The sequence below is a fragment of the Pseudaquabacterium terrae genome, assembly GCF_013266755.1.
Lineage (GTDB): Bacteria > Pseudomonadota > Gammaproteobacteria > Burkholderiales > Burkholderiaceae_C > Pseudaquabacterium > Pseudaquabacterium terrae.
In genome coordinates, this window is record NZ_JABRWJ010000005.1 from 683,808 (window position 1) to 706,619 (window position 22,812).

Annotated in this window: 25 protein-coding genes and 2 pseudogenes; 5 read left to right on the forward strand and 22 right to left on the reverse strand. The window is 69.6% G+C overall.

Annotated features, from left to right (window positions below; translation table 11 throughout):
- Positions 1-16 precede the first annotated feature (16 nt).
- Together HLB44_RS19095 and petA are read right to left on the reverse strand one after the other, a co-directional pair.
- Positions 17-1,414, reverse strand: a complete 1,398-nt coding sequence (locus tag HLB44_RS19095) for a cytochrome b (protein ID WP_173125424.1) — start codon at positions 1,412-1,414, stop codon at positions 17-19.
- A 47-nt stretch (positions 1,415-1,461) separates the two neighbouring features.
- Entirely contained in the window at positions 1,462-2,076 is a 615-nt protein-coding gene (petA, locus tag HLB44_RS19100) for a ubiquinol-cytochrome c reductase iron-sulfur subunit (protein ID WP_173125426.1), read from the reverse strand.
- Positions 2,077-2,192: 116 nt separating this feature from the next.
- Between petA and mscL the strand changes: the two genes are divergently transcribed.
- The gene (mscL, locus tag HLB44_RS19105) at positions 2,193-2,615 is read left to right on the forward strand and encodes a large conductance mechanosensitive channel protein MscL (RefSeq protein ID WP_173125428.1); all 423 of its coding nucleotides are present in this window, start codon (positions 2,193-2,195) and stop codon (positions 2,613-2,615) included.
- A gap of 136 nt (positions 2,616-2,751) precedes the next feature.
- Entirely contained in the window at positions 2,752-5,172 is a 2,421-nt protein-coding gene (locus HLB44_RS19110; protein WP_173125430.1) for a DUF1631 family protein, read from the forward strand.
- A gap of 25 nt (positions 5,173-5,197) precedes the next feature.
- Here the strand turns inward: HLB44_RS19110 and pdxA are convergent, their stop codons facing one another.
- Positions 5,198-6,199, reverse strand: coding sequence for a 4-hydroxythreonine-4-phosphate dehydrogenase PdxA (pdxA, locus tag HLB44_RS19115; RefSeq protein ID WP_246312329.1), 1,002 nt, complete (start codon positions 6,197-6,199; stop codon positions 5,198-5,200).
- Positions 6,196-6,945 (reverse strand): Nif3-like dinuclear metal center hexameric protein, encoded by a 750-nt coding sequence (locus tag HLB44_RS19120; protein WP_173125432.1) that lies wholly within the window; start codon positions 6,943-6,945, stop codon positions 6,196-6,198. The genes pdxA and HLB44_RS19120 overlap by 4 nt, the downstream gene beginning before the upstream one ends.
- A 42-nt stretch (positions 6,946-6,987) precedes the next feature.
- Here HLB44_RS19120 and HLB44_RS19125 point away from each other — a divergent pair, with 42 nt between their 5' ends.
- Positions 6,988-8,145 carry a S1C family serine protease gene (locus HLB44_RS19125; protein WP_173125434.1) on the forward strand — a complete coding sequence of 386 codons (1,158 nt, stop codon included), beginning with the start codon at positions 6,988-6,990 and terminating at the stop codon, positions 8,143-8,145.
- 4 nt (positions 8,146-8,149) lie between these two features.
- On the opposite strand, the gene tatC is transcribed toward HLB44_RS19125, so the two are convergent.
- From tatC to HLB44_RS19170, 10 genes and pseudogenes are all read right to left on the reverse strand, one after another.
- Complete coding sequence (tatC, locus tag HLB44_RS19130) at positions 8,150-8,956, reverse strand: twin-arginine translocase subunit TatC (RefSeq protein ID WP_173125436.1); 807 nt, start codon at positions 8,954-8,956, stop codon at positions 8,150-8,152.
- A pseudogene (tatB, locus tag HLB44_RS38365) lies at positions 8,957-9,112 on the reverse strand (Sec-independent protein translocase protein TatB); the annotation flags it as partial. It abuts the gene before it with no gap.
- A 128-nt stretch (positions 9,113-9,240) separates the two neighbouring features.
- Positions 9,241-9,466 (reverse strand): annotated as a pseudogene (tatB, locus tag HLB44_RS38370) (Sec-independent protein translocase protein TatB); the annotation flags it as partial.
- A 25-nt stretch (positions 9,467-9,491) separates the two neighbouring features.
- Complete coding sequence (gene tatA, locus HLB44_RS19140) at positions 9,492-9,734, reverse strand: Sec-independent protein translocase subunit TatA (RefSeq protein WP_173125441.1); 243 nt, start codon at positions 9,732-9,734, stop codon at positions 9,492-9,494.
- A gap of 80 nt (positions 9,735-9,814) precedes the next feature.
- Positions 9,815-10,162, reverse strand: coding sequence for a histidine triad nucleotide-binding protein (locus HLB44_RS19145; protein ID WP_173125443.1), 348 nt, complete (start codon positions 10,160-10,162; stop codon positions 9,815-9,817).
- A 17-nt stretch (positions 10,163-10,179) separates the two neighbouring features.
- Positions 10,180-10,572 carry a DUF4870 family protein gene (locus HLB44_RS19150; RefSeq protein ID WP_173125445.1) on the reverse strand — a complete coding sequence of 131 codons (393 nt, stop codon included), beginning with the start codon at positions 10,570-10,572 and terminating at the stop codon, positions 10,180-10,182.
- Positions 10,569-10,937, reverse strand: a complete 369-nt coding sequence (locus HLB44_RS19155; RefSeq protein ID WP_173125447.1) for a phosphoribosyl-ATP diphosphatase — start codon at positions 10,935-10,937, stop codon at positions 10,569-10,571. Before HLB44_RS19155 ends, HLB44_RS19150 begins: the two co-directional genes overlap by 4 nt.
- Positions 10,934-11,326, reverse strand: a complete 393-nt coding sequence (hisI, locus tag HLB44_RS19160; protein WP_173125449.1) for a phosphoribosyl-AMP cyclohydrolase — start codon at positions 11,324-11,326, stop codon at positions 10,934-10,936. Before hisI ends, HLB44_RS19155 begins: the two co-directional genes overlap by 4 nt.
- A 32-nt stretch (positions 11,327-11,358) precedes the next feature.
- The gene (locus HLB44_RS19165) at positions 11,359-13,449 is read right to left on the reverse strand and encodes a HAMP domain-containing sensor histidine kinase (protein ID WP_343051392.1); all 2,091 of its coding nucleotides are present in this window, start codon (positions 13,447-13,449) and stop codon (positions 11,359-11,361) included.
- Positions 13,446-14,165 carry a response regulator transcription factor gene (locus HLB44_RS19170; protein WP_173125451.1) on the reverse strand — a complete coding sequence of 240 codons (720 nt, stop codon included), beginning with the start codon at positions 14,163-14,165 and terminating at the stop codon, positions 13,446-13,448. The genes HLB44_RS19165 and HLB44_RS19170 overlap by 4 nt, the downstream gene beginning before the upstream one ends.
- Before the next feature lie 169 nt (positions 14,166-14,334).
- Here HLB44_RS19170 and HLB44_RS19175 point away from each other — a divergent pair, with 169 nt between their 5' ends.
- Complete coding sequence (locus HLB44_RS19175; RefSeq protein ID WP_246312330.1) at positions 14,335-15,549, forward strand: SPFH domain-containing protein; 1,215 nt, start codon at positions 14,335-14,337, stop codon at positions 15,547-15,549.
- 2 nt (positions 15,550-15,551) lie between these two features.
- Positions 15,552-16,973, forward strand: coding sequence for an SH3 domain-containing protein (locus HLB44_RS19180; protein WP_173125455.1), 1,422 nt, complete (start codon positions 15,552-15,554; stop codon positions 16,971-16,973).
- A gap of 38 nt (positions 16,974-17,011) precedes the next feature.
- Here HLB44_RS19180 and HLB44_RS19185 read toward each other — a convergent pair whose 3' ends face one another.
- The 8 genes from HLB44_RS19185 to HLB44_RS19220 form a co-directional block, all read right to left on the reverse strand.
- Positions 17,012-18,415 carry a glycosyltransferase gene (locus tag HLB44_RS19185; protein WP_173125457.1) on the reverse strand — a complete coding sequence of 468 codons (1,404 nt, stop codon included), beginning with the start codon at positions 18,413-18,415 and terminating at the stop codon, positions 17,012-17,014.
- 56 nt (positions 18,416-18,471) lie between these two features.
- Positions 18,472-19,263 (reverse strand): isocitrate lyase/PEP mutase family protein, encoded by a 792-nt coding sequence (locus HLB44_RS19190; RefSeq protein WP_173125459.1) that lies wholly within the window; start codon positions 19,261-19,263, stop codon positions 18,472-18,474.
- Complete coding sequence (locus HLB44_RS19195; RefSeq protein WP_173125461.1) at positions 19,260-19,475, reverse strand: type II toxin-antitoxin system antitoxin; 216 nt, start codon at positions 19,473-19,475, stop codon at positions 19,260-19,262. Before HLB44_RS19195 ends, HLB44_RS19190 begins: the two co-directional genes overlap by 4 nt.
- Before the next feature lie 14 nt (positions 19,476-19,489).
- Positions 19,490-19,696 carry a hypothetical protein gene (locus HLB44_RS19200; RefSeq protein ID WP_173125463.1) on the reverse strand — a complete coding sequence of 69 codons (207 nt, stop codon included), beginning with the start codon at positions 19,694-19,696 and terminating at the stop codon, positions 19,490-19,492.
- A gap of 13 nt (positions 19,697-19,709) precedes the next feature.
- Positions 19,710-20,606: an SPFH domain-containing protein gene (locus tag HLB44_RS19205; protein ID WP_173125465.1), complete on the reverse strand. Its 897-nt coding sequence runs from the start codon at positions 20,604-20,606 to the stop codon at positions 19,710-19,712.
- 108 nt (positions 20,607-20,714) lie between these two features.
- Positions 20,715-21,101, reverse strand: a complete 387-nt coding sequence (locus HLB44_RS19210) for a cytochrome P460 family protein (protein ID WP_173125466.1) — start codon at positions 21,099-21,101, stop codon at positions 20,715-20,717.
- Between the two features lie 237 nt (positions 21,102-21,338).
- Positions 21,339-21,788: an NUDIX domain-containing protein gene (locus tag HLB44_RS19215; protein WP_343051395.1), complete on the reverse strand. Its 450-nt coding sequence runs from the start codon at positions 21,786-21,788 to the stop codon at positions 21,339-21,341.
- Positions 21,781-22,713 (reverse strand): ATP-binding protein, encoded by a 933-nt coding sequence (locus tag HLB44_RS19220; protein WP_173125468.1) that lies wholly within the window; start codon positions 22,711-22,713, stop codon positions 21,781-21,783. Before HLB44_RS19220 ends, HLB44_RS19215 begins: the two co-directional genes overlap by 8 nt.
- Positions 22,714-22,812 lie beyond the last annotated feature (99 nt).

Below are 22,812 nucleotides of genomic sequence, written 5' to 3' on the forward strand. Positions count from 1 at the left end.
CAGTCGCTCCCGCTCATCAATGCTTGGTGAAGGTGACGCGGTCGGGCACCGGCTTGAACATGCCGATCGTGCTCCACCACGGCATCAGCAGGAAGAAGGCGAAATAGAACAGCGTTCCGGCCTGCGCCACGAGCGTGCCGATGTCCGACGGCGGCTGGATGCCGAGGTAGCCCAGCACGATGAAGAAGACGACGAAGACGGCGTACAGCCACTTGTGCCAGCCCGGACGGTAGCGGATCGACTTGACCGGGCTGCGGTCGAGCCAGGGCAGGAAGAACAGGATGATGACCGCGCCGCCCATCACGACGACGCCCCAGAACTTCGCGTCGAAGGTCTTCAGCAGGAAGATGCCGACCACCGCGCCGACCACCGCGATGATCTTGCCGCGCATCGGCAGCGCCAGCGCCGAGACGATGCCGGCCAGGCCGACGACGACGCACAGCACGTTGACCATCGGGTCGGTGGTCGCGCGCAGCATCGAGTAGAACGGCGTGAAGTACCAGACCGGCGCGATGTGCGGCGGCGTCTTCAGCGGGTCGGCCGGGATGAAGTTGTTGTACTCGAGGAAGTAGCCGCCGAGCTCCGGTCCGAAGAAGACGATCGCGCTGAAGATCATCAGGAACACGCCGACGCCGAACAGGTCGTGCACCGAGTAGTACGGATGAAACGGGATGCCGTCGAGCGGGATGCCGGTCTTCGGGTCCTTCTTGGCCTTGATCTCGACGCCGTCCGGGTTGTTCGAGCCCACCTCGTGCAGCGCGATGATGTGCGCGACCACCAGGCCCAGCAGCACCAGCGGGATCGCGATGACGTGGAAGCTGAAGAAGCGGTTCAGCGTCGCGTCGCTGACGACGTAGTCGCCGCGGATCAGCAGCGCCAGGTCCGGGCCGACGAAGGGCACCGCCGCGAACAGGTTGACGATCACCTGCGCGCCCCAGTAGGACATCTGGCCCCACGGCAGCAGATAACCGAAGAAGGCCTCGGCCATCAGGCACAGGAAGATGCCGCAGCCGAACAGCCACACCAGCTCGCGCGGCTTGCGGTACGAGCCGTACATCAGCCCGCGGAACATGTGCAGGTAGACGACGATGAAGAAGGCGCTGGCGCCGGTGGAGTGCAGGTAGCGCACCAGCCAGCCCCAGGGCACGTCGCGCATGATGTACTCGACCGAGGCGAACGCGGTGTTCGCGTCCGGCTTGTAGTGCATCACCAGGAAGATGCCGGTGACGATCTGGATCACCAGGACCAGCATCGCCAGCGAACCGAAGAAGTACCAGAAGTTGAAGTTCTTCGGAGCGTAGTACTCCGACATGTGCTCCTTGTACATCTTGGTGGCCGGGAACCGGTTGTCCACCCAGGTCATCAGCTTGACGCCGAGCGGTGCGTCGGCCGGTGCTTCCTTGAAATCTGCCATGTCGACCCTTCAATGCTCTTAGCTGTTGCGGATCCGCTGCACGCGGATCAGGCCTTGTTGTCGTCGCCGATCAAGAGCGTCGTGTCCGACAGGTACTTGTGCGGCGGCACCTCGAGGTTGTCGGGCGCAGGCTTGTTCTTGAACACGCGGCCGGCCAGGTCGAAGGTCGAGCCGTGGCAGGGGCACAGGAAGCCGCCTTGCCAGTCGTCGGGCAGCGAGGGCTGCGCGCCCGGCTGCAGCTTGTCGATCGGCGAGCAGCCCAGGTGCGAGCAGATGCCCACGGCCACCATGTACTCGGGCTTGATCGAGCGGTACTCGTTGCGCGCATAGGCCGGCGTCAGCTCGCCCGGGTTGCGCAGGGACTTCGGATCCGCGACCTGCGGATCGGTCTTCTTCAGCGTCTCCAGCTGTTCCTTGGTGCGGCGGATGATCCACACCGGCTTGCCACGCCATTCGACGGTCATCTTCTCGCCGGGCTTCAGCGCGCTGATGTCGGCTTCGACGGCCGCACCGGCGGCCTTGGCGCGCTCGGAAGGCAGGAAGGTGCTGACGAAAGGCACCGCCGTCGCGACGCCGCCGATGGCGCCGGCACCGCAGGTGATCGCTACCCAGGTGCGGCGGCTCTGATCCACGGGGCCGTCACTGGCAGGGCTGTCGCTCATGGGTTTCCTCAGATGTTGAGCTGGAGTTGGACTTAGGGGCAACCCGGCATTCTAGCGGAGTGATTTCGGCCCCCGCCTGGGCAATACTCGGCGCCTCTCACAGGAGGACCAACACCATGGGTTTTGCCAGCGAGTTCAGAGAGTTCGCGATGAAGGGCAACGTCGTCGACCTGGCGGTCGGCGTGATCATCGGCGCGGCCTTCGGCAAGATCGTCGACTCGGTGGTCAAGGACCTGATCATGCCGCTCGTCAACCTGATCCTCGGCGGGCAGATCGACTTCTCGAACAAGTACCTGGTGCTGTCCGGCAGCGTGCCCGCCGGAGCGACGCTGGCCGAGGCGCAGAAGGTCGGCAACGTCTTCGCCTGGGGCAACTTCGTCACCGTGTCGATCAACTTCGTGATCCTCGCGTTCGTGATCTTCCTGATGATCAAGCAGATCAACCGGCTCAAGCGCAACGAGCCGGCCGCCGCACCGGCCGCACCCGCCGAAGACGTCGTGCTGCTGCGCGAGATCCGCGACGCGCTGAACCGCCGCTGAAGGCGCGCTGCAGGCGGCGCCGCCGCCAACCCGCCGCCTTGTCGCCGCGGCATTTGGCCGCATACTTCGGGGAATTGTGTCGCGCCCGCGTCGGGCGCCGTGGTGGCGCGCCTGTCGCCGCGCCTTGCCGGCTTCGATGACATTGACCGCCCCTGCCCGACTGCCTGCTGCCCTCGAGAGCGCCGTTCAACGCGTGCGCATGGCCGCCCGCTCGGCGGCGGAGCGCACGGTCGACAGCCTCGGGCTCGCTGCGCTGTCTTCCAACAATGTGTTTCACCGTGACGGCCTGCTCGGCGCGCAGTTCGAGCTGAACCGCAAGCTGGCCATCTTCGCGCTGACCTTCAACGAAACGCTCGACCAGCGCGTCGCGCGCGAGGCCGGCATGCTGAACACGCAGGGCGGCGCGCCGCAGACCAACTGGGACGCGCTGAGCCTGGTCACCGACCACGAAGTCGAGATCCAGGTCTCGGCCGACCGCTTCGCGCTCGAGATCTCGCATGCCTGCGAGTGGGAGATCCGCGAGCTCGACGCCTACATGGGCACGCTGCTGAAGTTCGGCCGCGCCGACCACGAGCGCAACCCGCTGCGCGCCGAAGTGATCGGCCAGGCGATGATCCGCGCCGTCGAGGCGGTCGCCGAACGGCCCGAGACGCGCAAGGTGCTCGGCGCCGAGATCGGCCGCTCGCTGGCCAACCTGATGCGCCCGACCTATGCCGAGATCGTCGCCGACCTGCGCGCCGCCGGCATCAAGCCGGTCGGCCTGCAGGTGCGGCAGACGCCGCATGACGCCGCGGGCCGCGCCACCACGGGGCCGGGCAGCCTGCACGGCGAACTGCACGACAGCCGCGCGCACGAGCTGTCGGCCTCGGGCCGGCTGTCGGCGCGCGGGCCGGCCGGCTTCGCGCCGAGCACCGGCGGCGGCGGCTTCCCGCGCGGTGCCTTCGGCAGCGGCGGCGGCGGTCATGGCGGCGCCGGCGGTCGCGGCACGCCGATGGGCCGCGTCGATGCCGAGATGATGTCGCTGCTGCGGCGGCTGTCGTTCAGCACGGCCACCGCCGACAGCGGCAGCTCAGGCGTCAGCGGCTTCGGCAGCGGTCCTGCCGGGGGCAGCGGTTTCGACGGCGGCGGTGCGGCGTCGGGCCTGGGCATGCTGATGGCGCCGAACCTGATCGTCGCCCACCGCGAGGAGCTGCGCCAGGCGGCGACCGGCGCGCTCGACCACATGGTGATCGACGTGATCGCCAGCCTGTTCGACCAGATCCTGTCGGACCCCAAGGTGCCGCCGCAGATGGCGCGCCAGATCGCGCGGCTGCAGCTGCCAGTGCTGCGCGCCGCGCTCGGCGACCCGAGCTTCTTCTCGTCGCGCAAGCATCCGGTGCGGCGCTTCATCAACCGCATCGCCTCGCTCGGCACCGCGGTCGACGACTTCGACGGCGAAAGCGGCCGCGCGCTGCTGGCCCGCGTGCGCGAGCTGGTGCAGGAAGTCGTCGAGGGCGACTTCGACCAGATGGAGCTCTACGAGCACAAGCTCAATGCGCTGGAGGCCTTCATCGCCGAGCAGGCCAAGGCCGAGGTGCATGCCCAGGGCGCTGCCGACGAGCTGCTGGGAAAGAAGGAAGAGCAGCTGCGCGTGCAGCAGCGCTTCGCGCAGCAGCTCGACGGCGCGCTGCAGCCGCTGCCGGTGCCCGATTTCCTGCGCGAGTTCCTCGGCCGCACCTGGAGCCGCGTGATCGCCCAGGCCGAGCAGAGCGACGGCGGCGACAGCGTGCTGGCGCGCCGCATGCGCGAGGTCGGCCGCGAGCTGGTGATGAGCGTGCAGCCCAAGGGCGTGCCGGCCCAGCGCCAGGCCTTCCTGAAGCTGCTGCCGCAGCTGATGAAGGACCTGAACGCCGGCCTGGACCGCATGCGCTGTCCGGAGCCCGTGCGGCGCGACTTCTTCGCCAAGCTGCTGCCCGCGCACGCCGAGTCGCTGAAGGGCCAGGCGCTGTCGACGCTGGAGCACAACCTGCTGGCCAAGCAGGTCGACGGTGCGCTGGCGACGCCGTTGCCGAAGGGCAACGAGCTGCCGCCGGTGAACATCACCGCGCTGCCGGTGCTCAACGACGTCGTCTCGAGCGCCGACTTCTCGGCGGCCGAAGCCAGCGCGGTCGGCCTGGTCGACGAAAGCGCGGTCGACTGGAACGGCGCGGTCGACATCGACCTCGGCGCCGAGCCCGAGCTCACCACCGTCGACCTCGACATCGCCGGCCTGCCGGTGCCCGAAAGCGTCGAGCCCATGCGCGGCAAGACGCTGGCCGACCACGTGCAGATCGGCTTCGCGTACCAGATGCACATCGAGGACGCGTGGCAGAAGGTCAAGCTGCAGCACGTCAGCGCGGCGCGCACCTTCTTCGTCTTCTCGCACGGCGCGAAGCAGCGCAAGACGGTGTCGATGACCTACCGCATGCTCAGCCGCATGTGCGAAACCGGCCGCATGCGCGCCTTCGAGAGCGCCTACCTGCTCGAGCGCGCCACCGCCCGCGCGCGGCGCCAGCTGGCGCAGCTGAAGCCGAACTGATCAGCGCACGTTCAAGTCGCGACATTCAGCGCGCCAGCGCGCGCGCCATCCGGATCGCCGCGCGCAGGCTGCCGGCATCGGCGCCGCCGCGGCCGGCGATGTCGAAGGCGGTGCCGTGATCGGGACTCGTGCGCACGAACGGCAACCCGAGCGTGACGTTGACGCCGTCGTCGACGCCCAGGTACTTGACGGGGATCAGGCCGTGGTCGTGCGTCATCGCGACCACGACGTCGAACTCGCCCGGGTGATCCGGCGCGCTGCGCGCGCGCATGAAGACGGTGTCGGGGGCGAACGGCCCGCGCGCGTCGATGCCCTCCGCGACCGCGGCAGCGATCGCCGGCGCGATGAAGCGGCGCTCCTCGTCACCGAAAAGCCCGCCCTCGCCGGCATGCGGATTCAAGCCCGCCACCGCGATGCGCGGCCGCTCCAGCCCCCAGGCGCGCGCGGCCGCCTGCGTGATGCGCAGGGTCGACAGCACGGCGTCGAAGTCCAGCAGCTCGATCGCGCGCTTCAGCGCGACGTGGATCGTCACCAGCACGACACGCAGCTCGGGGTTGGCCAGCATCATGCGCACCGGCGGCCCGCCGGCCAGCGCCTGCAGCATCTCGGTGTGGCCGGGATACGGCACGCCGGCCGCCGCCAGCGCTTCCTTGTGGATCGGCGCGGTGACGAGGGCCGCGGCCCGCCCATCGAGCGCCAGCGCGGCCGCGGCTTCGATGCAGCGCGCGGCAGCACCGCCGGCAGCGGCCTGCACCACGCCCATCGGCGCCTCGGCCAAGCCCGGCGGCAGCCCGGGCGGCTGCCAGACCGGCACGCAATCGGGCGGCGCGGCATCGGTGGGCTCGTCGAGCACGGCCACCGGTGTCAGCAGCCCGCACTGGCGCACCGCGCGCCGCAGCACGCCGACATCGCCGACCACCACGCAGCGCCCGGCCTCGCCCCCGGCGAGCGCACGCACGATGATCTCCGGCCCGATGCCGGCCGCATCGCCCATGCTGATCGCCAGCAGCTTGTGTTCTTCGTTCATGCCGGGTTGTCGATCTCGATGAAACGGTGCGCGAGGCCGAACTGCGCGGCGACGTGCGCGGCCAGCGCCGGCGCGCCGTAGCGCTCGGTCGCATGGTGGCCGCAGGCGAGGAAGGCGACGCCGGTCTCGCGTGCGATGTGCGCCTGCGGCTCGGAGATCTCGCCGGTGAGGTAGGCGTCGGCGCCGGCGGCGATCGCGCCCTCGAAGTAACCCTGCGCGCCGCCGGTGCACCAGGCGATGCGGCGCAGCGGCCGGCCGTCGCCCGGCAACAGCAGCGGCGTGCGCCCGAGCTGTTGCGCGGCTTCATCGGCCAAGGCCTGCGCGCTCGTCGCGGCCGCGGCGTCGCCGATGAAGCCGAGCTCCTGCTCGCCGAAGCGCGCATCGGCCCGCAGCCCGAGCCGGCGGCCGAACTGCGCGTTGTTGCCGAGCTCGGCATGCGCATCGAGCGGCAGGTGGTAGGCGAAGAGGTTGATGTGATGCGCCATCAGCAGCGCGATGCGCTCGCGCAGCCAGCCCACCAGGCGCCCGTCCTGGCCGCGCCAGAACAGGCCGTGGTGGACCAGGATCGCATCGGCGCCGTGCGCGATCGCCGCCTCGATCAGCGCGCGGCTCGCGGTGACGCCCGACACCAGCGTCTTCACCTCGGCGCGGCCCTCGACCTGCAGACCGTTCGGCCCATAATCCCGGAACCGTTCGACCGCCAGCAGCGCAGCCAGGTGGCCCTCGAGTTCCTGTCGTTGAACCATGCGCCGCCGCTCCTTTTCCGTGTTTCCCAGTTGCCCCCGCCGATGCGCAGACTCTGGCTGATTTTCTCGCAGGCCGCGACCGTGGCGCTGGCCGTGCTGTTCGTCGTCGGCACGCTCAAGCCGCAATGGCTGGTGCGCGACGGCGGCGGCCGCCCGTTCACCGAGATCGTCTCGCTGCGCTCCGCCACGCCCGAGCCGGTGGTCGCGCCCGGCACGCTGCCCTTCAGCGGCTACAACGCCGCGGCGCGCGCCGCCGCGCCGGCGGTCGTCAGCGTCACCGCCAGCAAGCCCGGCAAGCGCAACCCGCATGCGCAGGACCCGAGTTTCCGCTTCTTCTTCGGCGACCGGGTGCCCGAGCAGGTCGGCTTCGGCTCCGGCGTGATCGTCTCGCCCGAAGGCATCCTGCTGACCAACAACCACGTGATCGAAGGCGCCAGCGAGATCGAGGTGCGCCTGTCCGACGGCCGCGAAGCGCGCGCCGAGATCGTCGGCACCGATCCGGAGACCGACCTCGCGGTGCTGCGCATCACGCTCGACAAGCTGCCGGCAATCACGCTCGGCCGGCTCGATGCATTGCAGGTCGGCGATGTCGTGCTGGCGATCGGCAATCCGTTCAACGTCGGCCAGACGGTGACCTCGGGCATCGTCAGCGCGCTCGGCCGCCAGGGCCTCGGGCTGTCGACCTTCGAGAGCTTCGTGCAGACCGATGCGGCGATCAACCCGGGCAATTCGGGCGGTGCGCTGGTCGACGTGCGCGGCCACCTGGTCGGCATCAACACCGCCATCTTCTCGCGCTCCGGCGGCAGCCTGGGCATCGGCTTCGCGATTCCGGTCGACGTCGCGCAGCAGGTGATGGAAGGTGTGCTGCGCGACGGCCAGGTCACGCGCGGCTGGATCGGCGTCGAGCCGCGCGACCTGACGCCGGAGTTCGCCGAGAACTTCAAGCTGCCGATCCGCTCGGGTGCGCTGATCACCGGCGTGCTGCAGGACGGGCCGGCGAGCAAGGGCGGCGTGCGGCCGGGCGACGTGGTGACGGCGGTGGCCGGCCAGCCGGTGGCCAACACCGCGCAGCTGCTGCACCGCGTCGCGGCGCTGAAGCCCGGCAGCGAAACCGCAATCGGGCTGCAGCGCGGCAGCCAGCAGCTGCAGGTCACGCTGACCGTCGGCCAGCGGCCGAAGCAGCAGCTGCCGCGGCGCTGATTGCTCAGGCGCTCTTCGACGAGTCCTGCTCGGCCGACTCGCCGCCGCCCTCGGCCGGCGCCTGCGTGTGCCGGATGAACAGGTGCGCGGCCCAGATCCCCACCTCGTACAGCAGGCACATCGGGATCGCCAGCGACAGCTGCGACACGACGTCCGGCGGCGTGATGATCGCGGCGATGATGAAGGCGATGACGATGAAGTAGCCGCGCCATTCCTTCAGCTTCTGGATGCTGACGACGTTCAGCCGCGCCAGCACGACGACGGCGATCGGCACCTCGAACGCTGCGCCGAAGGCGATGAACATCGTCAGCACGAAGCCGAGGTAGGCCTCGATGTCCGGCGCCGCGGCGATGCTCTTCGGTGCGAAGCCCTGGATGAACGCGAAGACCTTGCCGAAGACGAAGAAGTAGCAGAACGCGACGCCGCCGACGAACAGCAGCGTGCTCGAGACGACCAGCGGCAGCACCAGGCGCTTCTCGTGGCTGTACAGCCCGGGCGCGACGAAGGCCCAGACCTGGTACAGCACGATCGGCAGCGCGAGCATGAAGCCGCCCATCAGCGTGACCTTCAGCGGCACCAGGAAAGGCGAGATCGGATTCGTCGCGATCAGCTTCGAGCCCTCGGGCAGCTGGCTGACCAGCGGCAGCGCCAGCAGGTCGTACAGCGCGCCCGGACCGGGCCAGAAGCACAGCGCGCCGAAAGCAATGCCAATTGCGATCAGCGCCTTGACGAGGCGGTCGCGCAGCTCGACCAGGTGCGAGACGAAGGGCTGCTCGGTGCCTTCGAGCTCGTCTTTCGGAGCAGTGCTCATTTATTTCTTCAGGGCCGGCGGCCGAAAGCGCGCGACGCGCGCCGCGCCGGACTGGGCATGCGTGCGCACGCCCGAGCGCTGCTTGTACCAATGCGGCAAGGCGCTGCGCTTCAGGCGCCAGTTCTTGTCGGGCCGCTTGTATTGCGGCACCGGTGCCGCGAGCGGCGCGCCGCTGCTGCTGCCATCGTCGAAGGCGATGCCATCGGCGCCGTCGATGCCGCTCGTCAGGTCGCGCGTCACATCGCCGAAAGCGGCGTTGGCGGCGCTGAGCTCCGACTGCACGCTGGTTTCGACGTCACGCGCGGCCGACTCGAACTGCGACTTCATCTTCTGCAGCTCTTCGAGCTCGATCGAGCGATTGACCTCGGCCTTGACGTCGGCGACATAACGCCGCGCCTTGCCCAGCAGCGTGCCCACGGTGCGTGCCACGCGCGGCAGCTTCTCCGGGCCGATGACGATCAGCGCCACCGCACCGATCAGCGCGATCTTGTCGAAACCGAAGTCGATCATCGGTGGCGTTCAGGACATCCGAGGATCAGGACTTGTGCTTGGCTTCGACGTCGACGGTGTTGGCGTCGCCCGTCTTGTTGGCGCCGACCTGCTGCGGCGGCGTGGCCGGCGTGCCGTCGGCCGCGGCGTTGCCGTCGCGCACACCGTCCTTGAAGCCCTTGACCGCGCCGCCCAGGTCGCTGCCGATGTTCTTGAGTTTCTTGGTGCCGAAGATCAGCACCACCACGACCAGCACGATCAGCCAGTGCCAGATGCTGAAGGATCCCATCACACGCTCCTGAAGACGAATCCGAGGATTCTATTGGAGCGTGTTTGACACTTTGGTTCGCCGGAAGTGCGGCGGGGCGGTCAGCCTTTCAGCCAGGGGCGCGGGCCGCCCATCACGTGCATGTGCAGGTGCATCACTTCCTGCAGGCCATCGCGACCGGTGTTGATCACGTGGCGGTATCCGTTGGTAACGCCGAGCTCCTTCATCAGCCGCGGCGACACGGCCATCATCTTGCCCAGCAGCGCCGCATCGTCGGGGCCGACGTCGACCATGCTGGTGATGTGCCGCTTCGGGATGATCAGCACGTGCACCGGCGCCCACGGGTGGATGTCGTGGAAGGCGAGGATGTCCTCGTCCTCGTAGGCTTTCTTCGACGGGATCTGTCCGGCGACGATCTTGCAGAACAGGCAGTTCGGGTCGTGGCTCATGGCTGGGATGGTGGCGGTCAGACGGGCATTGGGCGGCGGTCGTTCAATGCGAGCCAGCCGCGCACGACACGGTAGAGGAACCAGATCGAGATGATGATCCAGGCGATCCAGCCGGGAAGGACCAGCAGCAGCCACAGCGGAATCGTCACCACGTAGGCGATGGCGCTGAAGATCACGCTGCGGATGCGCCAGCGGAAGTGCGACTCCTGCCAGGTGCCGGCGGCGTCGTCGCGCTTGACCAGGTCGAGGATGAAGGCGGCGATCAGCAGCAGGATGCTGCCCTGCGCGCCCGGCAGTACCGCGCCGATGGCGACGATCGCATGCAACGCATAGCTGATGTGGCCGATCGTGCGCAGGGAGGCGTCGGACTGCGCGTCGGTGACGGCCAGCGGGGTCGGTTGTTCGTTCATTGCGGATCCTCCTTTTCGCGCTGCTGCACGCGGCGCAAGGCGAATTCTTCCAGTCCGGACAGCCCTTCACGGCGCGCCAGCTCGGCCAGCACGTCGGCCGGCTTCAGGCCGAAGGCCGCCAGCACGATCATCGAATGGAACCACAGGTCGGCGACCTCGTAGACGATCTTCTGCGGATCGCCGTCCTTGGCGGCCATCACCGTCTCGGTGGCCTCCTCGCCGATCTTCTTCAGCATCGCATCGGTGCCCTTGGCGAAGAGCCGCGCGATGTAGCTCTTGTCGGGGTCGCCGCCGGCCTCGGGCTTGCGCGATTCGATCACCGCGGCCAGGCGCGCCAGCAGGTCCTGCGAGGTCGGAGCGGTCATTTCTTGTAGATGCGTTCGGGGTCTTCGAGCACCGGCTCGACGGTCTGCCAGGCGTCGCCATCGAGCCGGCGGAAGAAGCAGGAATGGCGTCCGGTGTGGCAGGCGATGCCGGGCTCGTGGCCGAGCTGCGTGACCTTCAGCAGCACGACGTCGGCGTCGCAATCGAGCCGCATTTCATGCACCTGCTGGAAGTGGCCGGACTCCTCGCCCTTGTGCCACAGCCGCTGCCGCGAGCGGCTCCAGTACACCGCCTGGCCGAGCGCCGCGGTGCGCTGCAGGGCCTCGCGGTTCATGAAGGCGAACATCAGCACGTCGCCCGAGGCGGCTTCCTGCGCAATCACGGGCACCAGCCCATCCGCGTCCCATTTGATGTCGTCCAGCCATTCCATGCAGTCAGTGTAGCCAGTGGACTTCCGGGCACCTACACGCGCGGCAGGCGCAGCGTGAAGACGACGCCGCCGTCGGCGTTGCGCGCGGCGATCGTTCCGCCCATCTTGGCCATGTAGGTGCGTGCGACGAACAGGCCCTGGCCGCGGTGGCCTTCGTCGGTCTCATCGCCCTCGTCGGCGTGCTCGGACACGCCGTATTCGAAGATCTTCTCCAGCATGGCGTCGGCGATCGGCGCGCCCTCGTTGTGGATCTCGACGCGCGCTTCGCGGGCGTCGAAATTCAGCCGCAGCGTGATCGGGCTGCCGGGCACGCGGTGCCGGTCGGCATTGCGCAGCACGTGCGTGACGACGTCCTCCAGCGAAAACTCGTCGGCGCGCACGTTGACCGGCGCGCCGGGCGACGCGTAGCGCAGATCACGCACGCCGACCGCATCGGCATTCGCGGCGACGTGGCCGAGAAACGCGTCGAGGTCGAGCGGCGCGAGCTGCAGCGTCGTCGATTCGAATGCCTCGCTCGGCGAGGCCTGGCCGTACAGCACCTGCACCGCCTGCTGCATGCGGCGCAGGTAGCGGTGGCTCGGATCGTCGGCGGCGCCGTGCAGCGCGAGCAGCGACTGCAGCGGCGAGACGATCTCGTGGCCGACCGCATGCCACTGGTCCTTCTCCTGCTGCGCGCGGATCTGCTCGCGCCTGAGGTCCTCGTCGACGCGCTGCAGCAGGTCCTGCAGGCCTTGCGCCAGCACGCCGAGCTCGTCGCTGCCGCGCAAGTCGGCGACATCGATGCGCGGCAGACCACCGGCCGAGCGCATGCCCTTGGAGACGCTCGCTGCACGCTTGGTCAGCAGCGTGATGCGGCGGATGATGCGCAGCTCGATCAGCAGCCACGCGACCAGCACCGCCGCCAGCATCGCGCCGACGAAGCCCGAAACACGGGTCGCGACCGCCGCCAGCGTGCGATTGACGCTGCGCACGTCGCCGCTCAGCTGCAGCTCGTAGCGGCCGAGCGAGGTGGCGATGCTTTCCCGCAGCTCGAGCGGCGCGTCGTAACCCTCGACCGGCAGGCGGCGCACCAGGCCGTCGAGCCAGCGCGCGCGCGGCGCCTCGTCGGTGGCACGACCGACCAGCGTCGCCAGGTCGTCGGTCGCGCCCTGGCGCCGGATGCGCAGCCGCTCACCGGGCAGCAGCAGCTCGCCCAGGTCGGCCAGCGCAAACGGCGGCTCGGCGCCTTGGCTGTCGCTGTCGAACAGCGGCGCGCCCTCGCCCGGCGCCAGCACCTGCAGGCGCACGAGGATCTGCGCCAGGTCGGGCGGCGGCCAAACGATGCGCGCGCGGTCGCCCTGGAAGAGCGCGTCGCGAAAGACCTCGACCGGCAGGCGGATCGAGAAGAACGAGCGCTTGGCGCAGTCACTCGCCGGATCGGCGCTGTCGTCGGCGCAGCGGCCGTCCTGCCACAGCCAGCCGCGGAAATCGCGCACGGTCTTCGTGCCGTGCGTGATCGGCACGCCATCGACATACCCGGTCAGGCGTCCGCGATGACCGGGTGCACCGGACGGGCCGACGTTGGCGCCTTCGGCCAGCGTCTCGAAGGGCGCAATCCAGCGCCAGGTCTGGCCGCGCATCGCCACCGAGACACGCACGCGGTGGGCGCTGCCGAAGTCGAGATCACCGGGAAGATGCGGCACCAGCGCGCCGCTGGCAAAGCTGCCGGCCAGGTAGATGAAGCCGCCGGCGAACGGGTTGTTGCCGACCGCCACGCACAGGTTCGCGCCGTCGCGGTACTGCACCAGGCAGCCGGCCATCTCGACGGCCTGCTGCACCTTGGTCTTGTCGTCGAAATCGATCGCCGAGAACGGCAGCACCAGCGGCTTGAGCGGCACCGTCGCTTCACCGCCGGCGCGCGGATTGAGCAGCGCCAGCTGCCCGGTCGGATGGCGCAGCCGCGCGACGATCTGCTCCTTGGTCTTCTGCAGCCCGGCCTGGTAATGGCGGTGCGCGAGCTGCTTTTCCTCGATCAGCACGCCGAGCGCCATCGCCAGCGTGGCCAGCGCGAGCAGCGCGAACACCGCGCGGAAGAACAGGCGCAGCCGCAGCGGCACCGCGCGCGGCAGGCGCCACGCCGTCACTGCGGCGCGCTCCAGCGAAAGCCGCGCATCGGCACGTTCTCGATGCCGTCGAAGCCGGGCTCGATCTCGCGCAGCGCATCGCGGATCGTGCTGACGTGCTTGCGCACGTTGTCGCGGTTGCGGCCGCTCTTGACGACGGTGAACAGCTCCTCGTAGCTGACGACCTCGCCGCGGCGCTGGTACAGCGTCGCCAGGATGCGCTGCGCGGTCAGCGGCAGGTTCAGGCGCTGGCCGCGCCACAGCGGCGTGCTCTGGCGCAGCGGGTCGATCGCCAGCTCGGTGGTGCCGGCAGAAGCGGCCGCCGGCGCCGGCTTGTCGCGCACCGCGCGCAGCATCTCGAGCACGGTGTCGATGAAGTCGGCCTCGGAGAATGTCGTCTTCTGCAGGTAGTCCCAGGCGTCGAGCGCCTTCATGATGCCGCGGTAGATCGCGGCCGGCATGGCCGACACCACCAGCACCGGCGTGCCGTGGTGCAGCCGGTTGATGGTGTTGATCAGCGCGACGCCGGCATGGCGCTCGCGGCCGAGCTCGATGTCGAGCACCACCAGGTCGTAGCGGGTCGACGCCAGCGCGGCCTCGGCGGCATCGCGGTCGAACCACTGCTCGATGCGGATGCCGGGCCGCGCCGACTCGATCCAGCCCTTGAGCTGGTCGCTCGTCGGCGGGTCGTCCTCGATCAGCGCCACGCGCGGGCTTCGGGTCTCGCTCGTCGTCATGGCGCCGGATTGTCGGGCGACCCCGCGCGGCCCGGTGTGAAGCTTTCTTCCGCCGCCGGAAGACAGTCGCCCCGCGCGCCGCTTTCGGCTTCCGCGCCGGATTCGAAGAATGGCTTTCGTCGACGCAAGCCCTGCGCGACACCGACGAACAACCTCACGGAGCACCACGATGAATCCCCGCCTGACCGCCCTGGCCCTGCTGATGGGCCGGGCCTTTCGTTCCACCACGACGGCCATCCGTAGCCGCACCGGGCTGCTGCTCGGCACCGCGGCAATTGCGATCGGCGGCTACGCGCTGGCGCTGAACCCGCCGCTGCAGACGGTGGAACGCGGCGAGCTCATCGTGCGCAGCAACCAGCTGACCGGCAATGCCAGCTTGCACCACGAAGGCTCGCTGCTGCGCGTGCCCGGCCTGCACGCACTGCGCCGCTTCTCGCTGCGCGACCAGGTCTACCGACCCGCCGACAGCGCGAAGGCCGACGGTGCCGCGCCGTTCCAGTCGGTCGAAGGCCTGTCGCTCGGCGTCGACCTGACGATCCGCTACGCGATCGACCCGACGCGGGTCGCGGCCATGTCGCGCCACCTGCCCGAAGACCTCGGCGGCGAAGTCGTGCAGCCGGCCGTGCAGGGCGTGATCTACAAGACCTTCACGCGCTACACGGTGCGCGAGATCTTCTCGGCCAAGCGCGCCGACATCCAGGCGCAGATCGAAGCCGAGCTGAAGCCGCGCCTGGCGGCCGACGGCATCCTGCTGCGCACGGTGCAGATGGGCCAGGTCGACCTGCCGGCCGAGTACCGCCAAGGCATGGACCGGCTGCTGTCGCAGGAGCTCGAGACCGAGAAGATGCGCTACACGCTGGAGCTCAAGGCCAAGCACGTACAGCAGACCGCGCTCGAGGGCGAGGCCGACCGCGTGCGCCGTGAGAAGGCCGCGCAGGCCGCGGCGATGGAGCAGGTGATTGCTGCGAAGGCGCAGGAAGAAGCGATGAAGCACGTGCTGCCGTTCAAGCAGAAGCAGATCGAGCAGCGGCAGCTGGAAGCCGAAGCCGAAAAGCAGTCGCGCATTCGGGCCGCCGAGGGCGCCGCGCAGGCGCGCCGCATCGAGGCCGCGGGCGAAGCCGAGTCACGCCAAAAGCTGGCTGATGCCGAGGGCTACCGCCTCGACCGCGTCGGCAAGATCAACAGCGAGCAGATGGCGCGCGACGGCGCCCTGATCAGCAAGCACCCGCTGCTGATCCAGATGACGCTGGCCGACAAGCTGTCGGACAAGGTCTCGGTGATCATCGCGCCGCCGCCCTCGGACGGCAGCTTCATCGGCTCGGCGCTGATCGGCAAGCTGCCGAAGGGCGTGGCCGGCAACGACGACGCCGCGACGGAGCAGTGACCATGCTGCTCAGCGTCTTGGCAACGATGGCCATCGTCACGCAGGACCAGGCCGCGCTGCGCGCCGGCCCGCGCGAATCGGCGGCGCAACAGGCGGTGCTGTGGCAGGGTGATGCACTCGAAGTACGCGGCCAGCGGCTCGACTACCTGCAGGTCTGGGACCACCGGCGCGAGCGCGCCGGCTACGTGCGCGCGAGCCAGGTGCGCACGACAGCGTTGAAACCCGCCGAGGCCGACGGCCTGCTGTCGGTGCTGCGCTTCCTGCGCGATACGCCGGGTGCCGAGGCGCTCGGACTGGGCTACGCGGCGGCCTATCTGCAGGCGGTGCCGGCCGAGCGGCTCGATGCCGAGCCCTTCGATGCGATCGGCGTGCTGGCCGATCGTCTCGCGCGGCGCGCGGCCCTGAAGCCGGGGCAAACCTCGTCGACGGCCGTCTCCGCGCACCTCGAGGTCGCCAACCACTACGGCGTGCGCATCGCCGGGACCGAACGCGACGGCGCGCTGCAGCCGTGTTACGACGGCGAGGCCTTCCGGCGTGTGCTGGCTCTGCCCTCGTCGCCCGAGCAGCGCGCCCGCGCCGCCCTCGGCCTGACGCGCCATGACTGCGTCGATTCGGCGTTATCACCGGTGCAGCGCTTGCCGCTCGACCAGTGGCGCGCGCAGGTGCTCGACCAGGTCAATGCAGCCGCCTTCGCGCAGCTGCCCGAGCCGATGAAGAACAAGCTGCGGCTGCGGCGCGCGGGCGTGTGGGCGAGCCTCGCCTTCCAGCACGCGCGGCGCGACGATGCCGCACCGGCCGCCGCTGCAGCGCAGCGCGCGCTGGCCGAGCTGGCGGGCGTCGACAAGACCGAGCTCAGCGACGAGGACCAGCGCGACTACGCCGACGCGGCGATCCGCGTCGGCGCATCGCGCTGGGCGGCCGAGCCGGCACCGGTGGCCGCGGCCAGCGGCCTGGCCGTGCGCGCTGAACCCGGCCAGCCAGGCGAGACCTGCGTGGCGCTGATCGATGCCCGCACGCCGGCGAAGCCGCTGGCGCGCCGCTGCAGCTACGGGCTGGTGTGGACCGCCTCGGCCCGCGCGAATGCGAGTGCCAGCGCACTGGCGCTGGCCGTGCAGCCGCTCGACGGCTGGCGCGAGCTGTGGGTCTTCCGGCGCCAGAAGAACGAGTGGCTCGTCGACGTGCTGCCGCCCGCGGCGCAGGGCCCCGAGCTCGGCTACGTCGAGTTCGCCGGCTGGGTACCGGGCGGCGAGCGGCTGCTGCTGGCGCGCGAATCGCGCATCGAAGGCCGCTTCAAGCGCAGCTTCGAGGTGATGCGCCTCGAGTCGCTGCAACCGGAGAAGTCGGCCAGCACACCGGAGCTGCTGGTGCTGTTCGGCCGCTGGCAGGACGCCGCGTGGAAACGCCAAACAGTCAGCCTGCGCTGACGGGCCAAACAGTCAGCCTGCGCTGACGGGCCAGACGCTCAACCTGCGCTGAACGGATCCCCCACGTCGAGCAGCCGTTCGCTGGCCTCCGACAGGCTTTGCACGCGGATGAAGCGCTCTTCGCCCGGCTGCGTGCTGCGCCCATTGACGATCAGCCCGAGGTTGGCCAGCTCCAGCATGCTCAGGTCGTGCGTGCCGGCGCCGATCATCACGATGCGGGCCGACGCCGGCACCTGGTCGCGCAGGTGGCGGATGACGTTGGCCTTGTCGACGGCCTGCGGCTGCGGATGGCCGCCATGCACGAAGGCCGGGTTGAGCCGTACGTGGCCGTTGCAGATCTGGTTGGCGAACGCGGTGAAGTGCGCCATCGCGAAGTCGGCGAAGACGCGGCGGCGCACGATGTCGGTGGAGATGAAGAAGCTGTCGCTGACGACGCCGACCAGCCAGCCGGCACGGCGCAGGCGCTTGATGGCTTCGACCGCGTCGCCGTGCAGCGGCAGGCCGCGCGCGACGCGCATGAAATCGCGCTGGTGCACGAACTTGAAGACCTGCGCCACCGCCTGGCGCTGACCGGCCTCGTCGGGTCCGTGGCGCTCGATCGCCCTGGCCAGCTCGGCCTCGCGCCCGGTCTGGCGCGCCAGCTCGTGCATGAACGAGTGGTCGCTCAAGGGTCCGTCGATCGACATCAGCACGATGCGATCGCTGTCGGCGAGCCGTTCGGCCAGCCGTTCGAAGGTGCCGCGCGCCTGGCGCTCCATTTCCTCGAGCTCGAGGAACTGCTCGAACGAGAAGCGGCTCGATGCCTTCGCCCGCTGCATGATCGCGCGGCCGACCTGCTGCGCCATCAGGCTCAGGCGATCGAGCGGCTGGCTGTCGTGCGCCAGCTCCCCGATGTCGACTTCCGTGATGCGCGCGCCGCAGAGGTGGGCATCGATCAGCAGGCCGACGTCGACGCCGTAGTCGTCTTCGAGCGTCAACGAGCGCAGCAGCTTGACGTTGCCCGACACGATGCCGCCGAGCGGCTGCGCGTAGGTCGCCAGCTCCGGGAAGAAGGCGCGCAGCAAGGGCTTGGCCGTCAGCTCGGTGACGCGGCCGCCGCTGCGGCCGAAGCGCGCCTTGACGAGGTCCGCGCTGTCGTCGGCCAGCGGCGCGGTCATGCGCTGCACCAGGTCGGACTGCAGTCCCGTCAGGTCACCGTCGAGGAACAGCACCCAGGGCGTCTGCACCAGCTCCAGCGCATCCTGCATCGATGCACCCTTGCCGAGCATCGTGCTGGTGACCACGCGCGCGCCGGCGCCCCGCGCGAGCTCGACCGTGCGGTCGGTCGAGCCGTCGTCGATGACGATCACCGGCACCTGCGGCGCCTGCGAGCGCATCGCCTGCACCACCTCGGCGATGCGCCGTTCTTCATTCAGCGCCGGAATCACGACGGTCAGGGTCATGGCTAGCTCCTCGAAGCCGCCGACCGGGCAACCGCCGTGCCCATCCGGCCGTCTAGCTACATCTCGTCGAGATAACCGAACGTGCCCTGCCCGTGCACCTCGAGCGCCGCCTTGTTCAGCGCAGCCATCGCGCGCCGGTACAGCGAAGTCGCCAGGCTGATGCGGCGCACGCCGGCGGCTTCGAGCTCGGCGACACTGAAGGATTTGCCCTTGATGCCGACCATGAAATTGAACGGCTTGCCGTCGAGCGCCGCGCACACCGTGCGCACCGCGTCCAGCGTCGGCAGGCCGGGCGCGAACAGCACGTCAGCACCGGCCGCGGCATAGGCCTGCAGGCGACGGATCGTGTCGTCGAGGTCCGGATTGCCGCGGATGAAGTTCTCGCAGCGCGCCGTCAGGATGAAGGGCACCGGCAGCGCGCGCGCCGCCTCGACGGCCGCGGCGATGCGCTCGGTGGCCTGCGCCAGTGCGTACAGTGGCCGCTCCCGATCGCCGCTAGCATCCTCGATCGAGCCTCCGGCCAGGCCGATGCCGCCGGCCAGGCGGATCGTCTCGGCGACGAATTCCGGCGCATCGCCGAAGCCGTTCTCGAGATCGCCGGCGACGGGGATGTCGACCGCCTCGACGATCGCCTTGGCATGGGCCAGCGCCTCGTCGCGGGTGATCTGGCCATCGCGCCGGCCGAGCACCATCGCGGCGTTGCCGCTGGAGGTGGCGAGCGCGGCGAAGCCGACCTTCTCGAGCGCCTTGGCCGAGCCGGCGTCCCAGGGGTTCGGAATCACGATGGCGCGCGGGCCCTGGTGCAGCGCGCGAAAGCGGCCGGCCTTGTCTTGCGGTGTGCTGTTCATGAGGCTCCTCGTTGCCGGCGCAGTATCGCTTCGCGGCTTTCACCCACACCCGTTGCGGCCTTGTCGCCCAGCCGCGCGCGCAAGGCTTCGCGCAGCAGGTACTCGACCTGCGCATTCGCGCTGCGCAGCTCGGCCGCGGCCAGCCGCTCGATCTCGGCCCACAGCGCCGGGTCGATGCGCAGCAGGAAGGACTTCTTGCCTGGCGAGGCCATCGTGCTGCCGCCGCTCAGAAGATGTCGAGCGAGCGCCAGCGCTCTTTCGCCTCGGGCGGCAGGTCGGCGTTCAGTCCGCGCTTGCCGAACAGCAGCAGCAGGACCAGCGCACACGCCGCGCAGCTGCCGAGCATGGCGGCCACTTCGGTCTCGCCCTGCCAGCCGAGCAGCCCGGCCAGCACCAGCAGCAGCGCGGTGAAGATGATCAGCATGCGCTTCATGGCGAGGCCGCGCTCAGTTGTACAGCGTGCCGGTGTTGACCACCGGCGTGGCATCGTGGTCCGAGCACAGCACGACCAGCAGGTTGCTGACCATCGCCGCCTTGCGCTCGTCATCGAGGTCGACCAGGCCGCGTGCTTCGAGCCCCTTCAGCGCCAGCTCGACCATGCCGACCGCGCCGAGCACGATCTTCGAGCGCGCCGCCACCACCGCTTCGGCCTGCTGCCGGCGCAGCATCGTGCCGGCGATCTCGGGCGCATAGGCCAGGTGCGTCAGCTTGGCGTCGATGACGACGATGCCGGCCTGCGCGAAGCGCTCCTGCAGCTCCCCGCGCAGCGCGGCGGAGACCTCGTCGGTCGCCGAGCGCAGCGTGATCTCGCCGGTGATACCTTCGCCCTGCGCGTCGACCTCGAGGTTGTCGTAGGCGTAGCGCGAGGCCAGGTGCCGCACCGCCGCTTCGGCCTGCGTCAGCACGTAGGCCTCGTAGTTCTCGACGTCGAAGGTCGCGCGCGCGGTGTCGTCGACGCGCCAGAGGATCGCCGCGGCGATCTCGATCGGATTGCCGCGCAGGTCGTTGACCTTGAGCTTCTCGCTGTTGAAGTTGTGCGCCCGCACGCTCAGCTTGGTCGTCGTGAAGAACGGGTTGGCCCAGCGCAGGCCGTCGGCGCGATCGGTGCCGCGGTAGCTGCCGAAGAACATCAGCAGCGCCGCCTGGTTCGGCTGCAGCATGTACAGCCCCGCCCAGCACCAGGCGGTGGCCAGGAACAGCAGCACCGCGATGCCGATCGACAGCGGCGCCGGCCGCGCCGCGACGAGCCAGATGCCGGCCGCCGCGGCCAGCAGCCCGAGCCCGATGTTGAGAAAGCCGTTCTGCGAACGGGCTTCGAATTCCTGCGTCGCCTGCCTCGTCATGCCGTGTCTCCCGCTGCTTTCAAAGTGATATCACTCTAATAGCCAACGAGGCGATCCGTCAAGCCCGCGGGCGCGGGCCGCGAGCACAGCCTGTGAAAGGGCGACGGCTCAGCGCTTACGCGCCGCCGTACCGAGCTGCTCGAGCGTGAAGGTGAAGCTCGTCTTGTCGAGCGGCTTGTGGCAGGCCAGGCATTCGGCCTGGTTGACGCCGGGGCGCAGCTGGCGCGCGGTGGTGAAGACGGCGTAGTTCCAGTTCTCGTTGCGCAGTAGGTCGGGCACCGCTTCGCCCCAGCCGGCCTCGCGCGCCATGGCGCTGTAGAACAGCAGCTGGTCGGCCTGGTAGAAGCCGTCGGCGCCGGTCAGCGGCTTCTTGTCGGCATCGAGCTTGGCCGAGAAGACCTCGGCGAACAGCACCGCGCCGTCGGGCAGTGGCCGGCCCTCGCGCGCTGCCTGCAGGGCCGCGTCATTCGCGTAGTAGTGGCGCATCTGGCGCATCGCCGGGAAGCGCGCCGCTGGCCGGCGAGGTTCGGAATCGAATCGCCGACGCTGACGCCGTTGGCGCCGTGGCACGCGGCGCAGACGGCCTGCGCGCGTTCGCGGCCTGGGTCGGCCGGTTGCGCGCCGACAGGAAGAACCGCTCCGCGCCAGGGCAGATCGCGGCGTCAAGGAGGAATGATCGACCCATCGCGCTGCTCCTCACCGGGCGCTGGAGGGCACCCGCGGCAGCGCATGCTACGCCGTTCCGGCGGCGTCGAGCGCACCCTCGTGGGCCCGTTCGGCCGCAAACCAGCGCAGCACCGGATAGGTGCCCGGCAGCACCGGCTGCACGGCCACCGGCAGCGTGCACCAAGCCATCTGCTGGCCCTCGCGCATCTCGAATTCGCCGTGCCAGTGGAAGACCTTGCAGAAGTGCAGCCGCACCAGCGCATGCGGGTAGTCGACGATCTCCTCGCGCCACGGGAACACGTCGTCGACGACGATGCCGAGCTCCTCGTGCAGCTCGCGCTTGAGCGCCTCGTCGACCGTCTCGCCGGGCTCGAACTTGCCGCCGGGGAACTCCCAGTAGCCGGCGTAGACCTTGCCCTCGGGGCGCGAGGTCAGCAGGAAGCGGCCCTCGGTGCCGGAGGGATCGCGTTCGACGAGCACGCCCACGGCCACATCGACCGGCGTGCGCTCAGACACGATCGAGCCCGTCCGGCGCCGGCGTCTCGTTCGCCGGCACGATCGCCACGTCGCCCGCGTGATCGCGCCCGGCCCAGTCGCGCGCGAACTGGTAGGCCACGCGCCCCGAGCGCGAACCACGCTCCAGCGCCCAGACCAGCGACGGTTGGCGCGCCGCCACCACCGCCGTTTCGCTGACGCCGAAATGACGCAGCCATTGCGCGACGATGACCAGGTATTCCTGCTGGCTGAACGGGTAGAAGCTGATCCACAGCCCGAAGCGCTCGGACAGCGAGATCTTCTCCTCGACCACCTCGCCCGGATGCACCTCGCCGTCGTCGGTGTGCGTGTACGACAGGTTCTCCTTCATGTACTCGGGCAGCAGGTGGCGGCGGTTGCTGGTGGCGTAGATCAGCACGTTGTCGCCGGCCGCCGAGATCGAGCCGTCGAGGATCGACTTCAGCGCCTTGTAGCCCGGCTCGCCTTCGTCGAAGCTCAGGTCGTCGCAGAAGATGATGAAGCGCTCGGGCCGGCCGGCCACCAGGTCGACCAGGTCCGGCAGGTCGATCATGTCGGCCTTGTCGACCTCGATCAGCCGCAGGCCTCGGGCCGCGTATTCGTTGAGGCAGCCCTTGATCAGCGAGCTCTTGCCCGTGCCGCGCGCGCCGGTCAACAGCACGTTGTTGGCCGGCACGCCGGCCACGAACTGCGCGGTGTTGCGCACCAAACGCTCCTTCTGGCCGTCGACTTCCTTCAGGTCGCTCAAGGCCATGCGCGCGACATGCGCCACCGGCTGCAGCCAGCCCGAGCCGCCGCGCTTGCGGTAGCGGAATGCGATCGATGCCGACCAGTCGGGCGCGGCGAGCGGGTGCGGCAGGATGGCTTCGAGGCGCGTGAGCAGCTGCTCGGCGCGCTGCACGAGGCTGTCGAGGGGAGTCGGGGTCATCGGGAAAGTGTAGCGAGGCGTCTCGTGGCGGCTGAGCGGTGGTGATCCGCGTCACACGGCGCTGCCGAGCGCGACGGGATACTGAGCTGGCCATAGCGT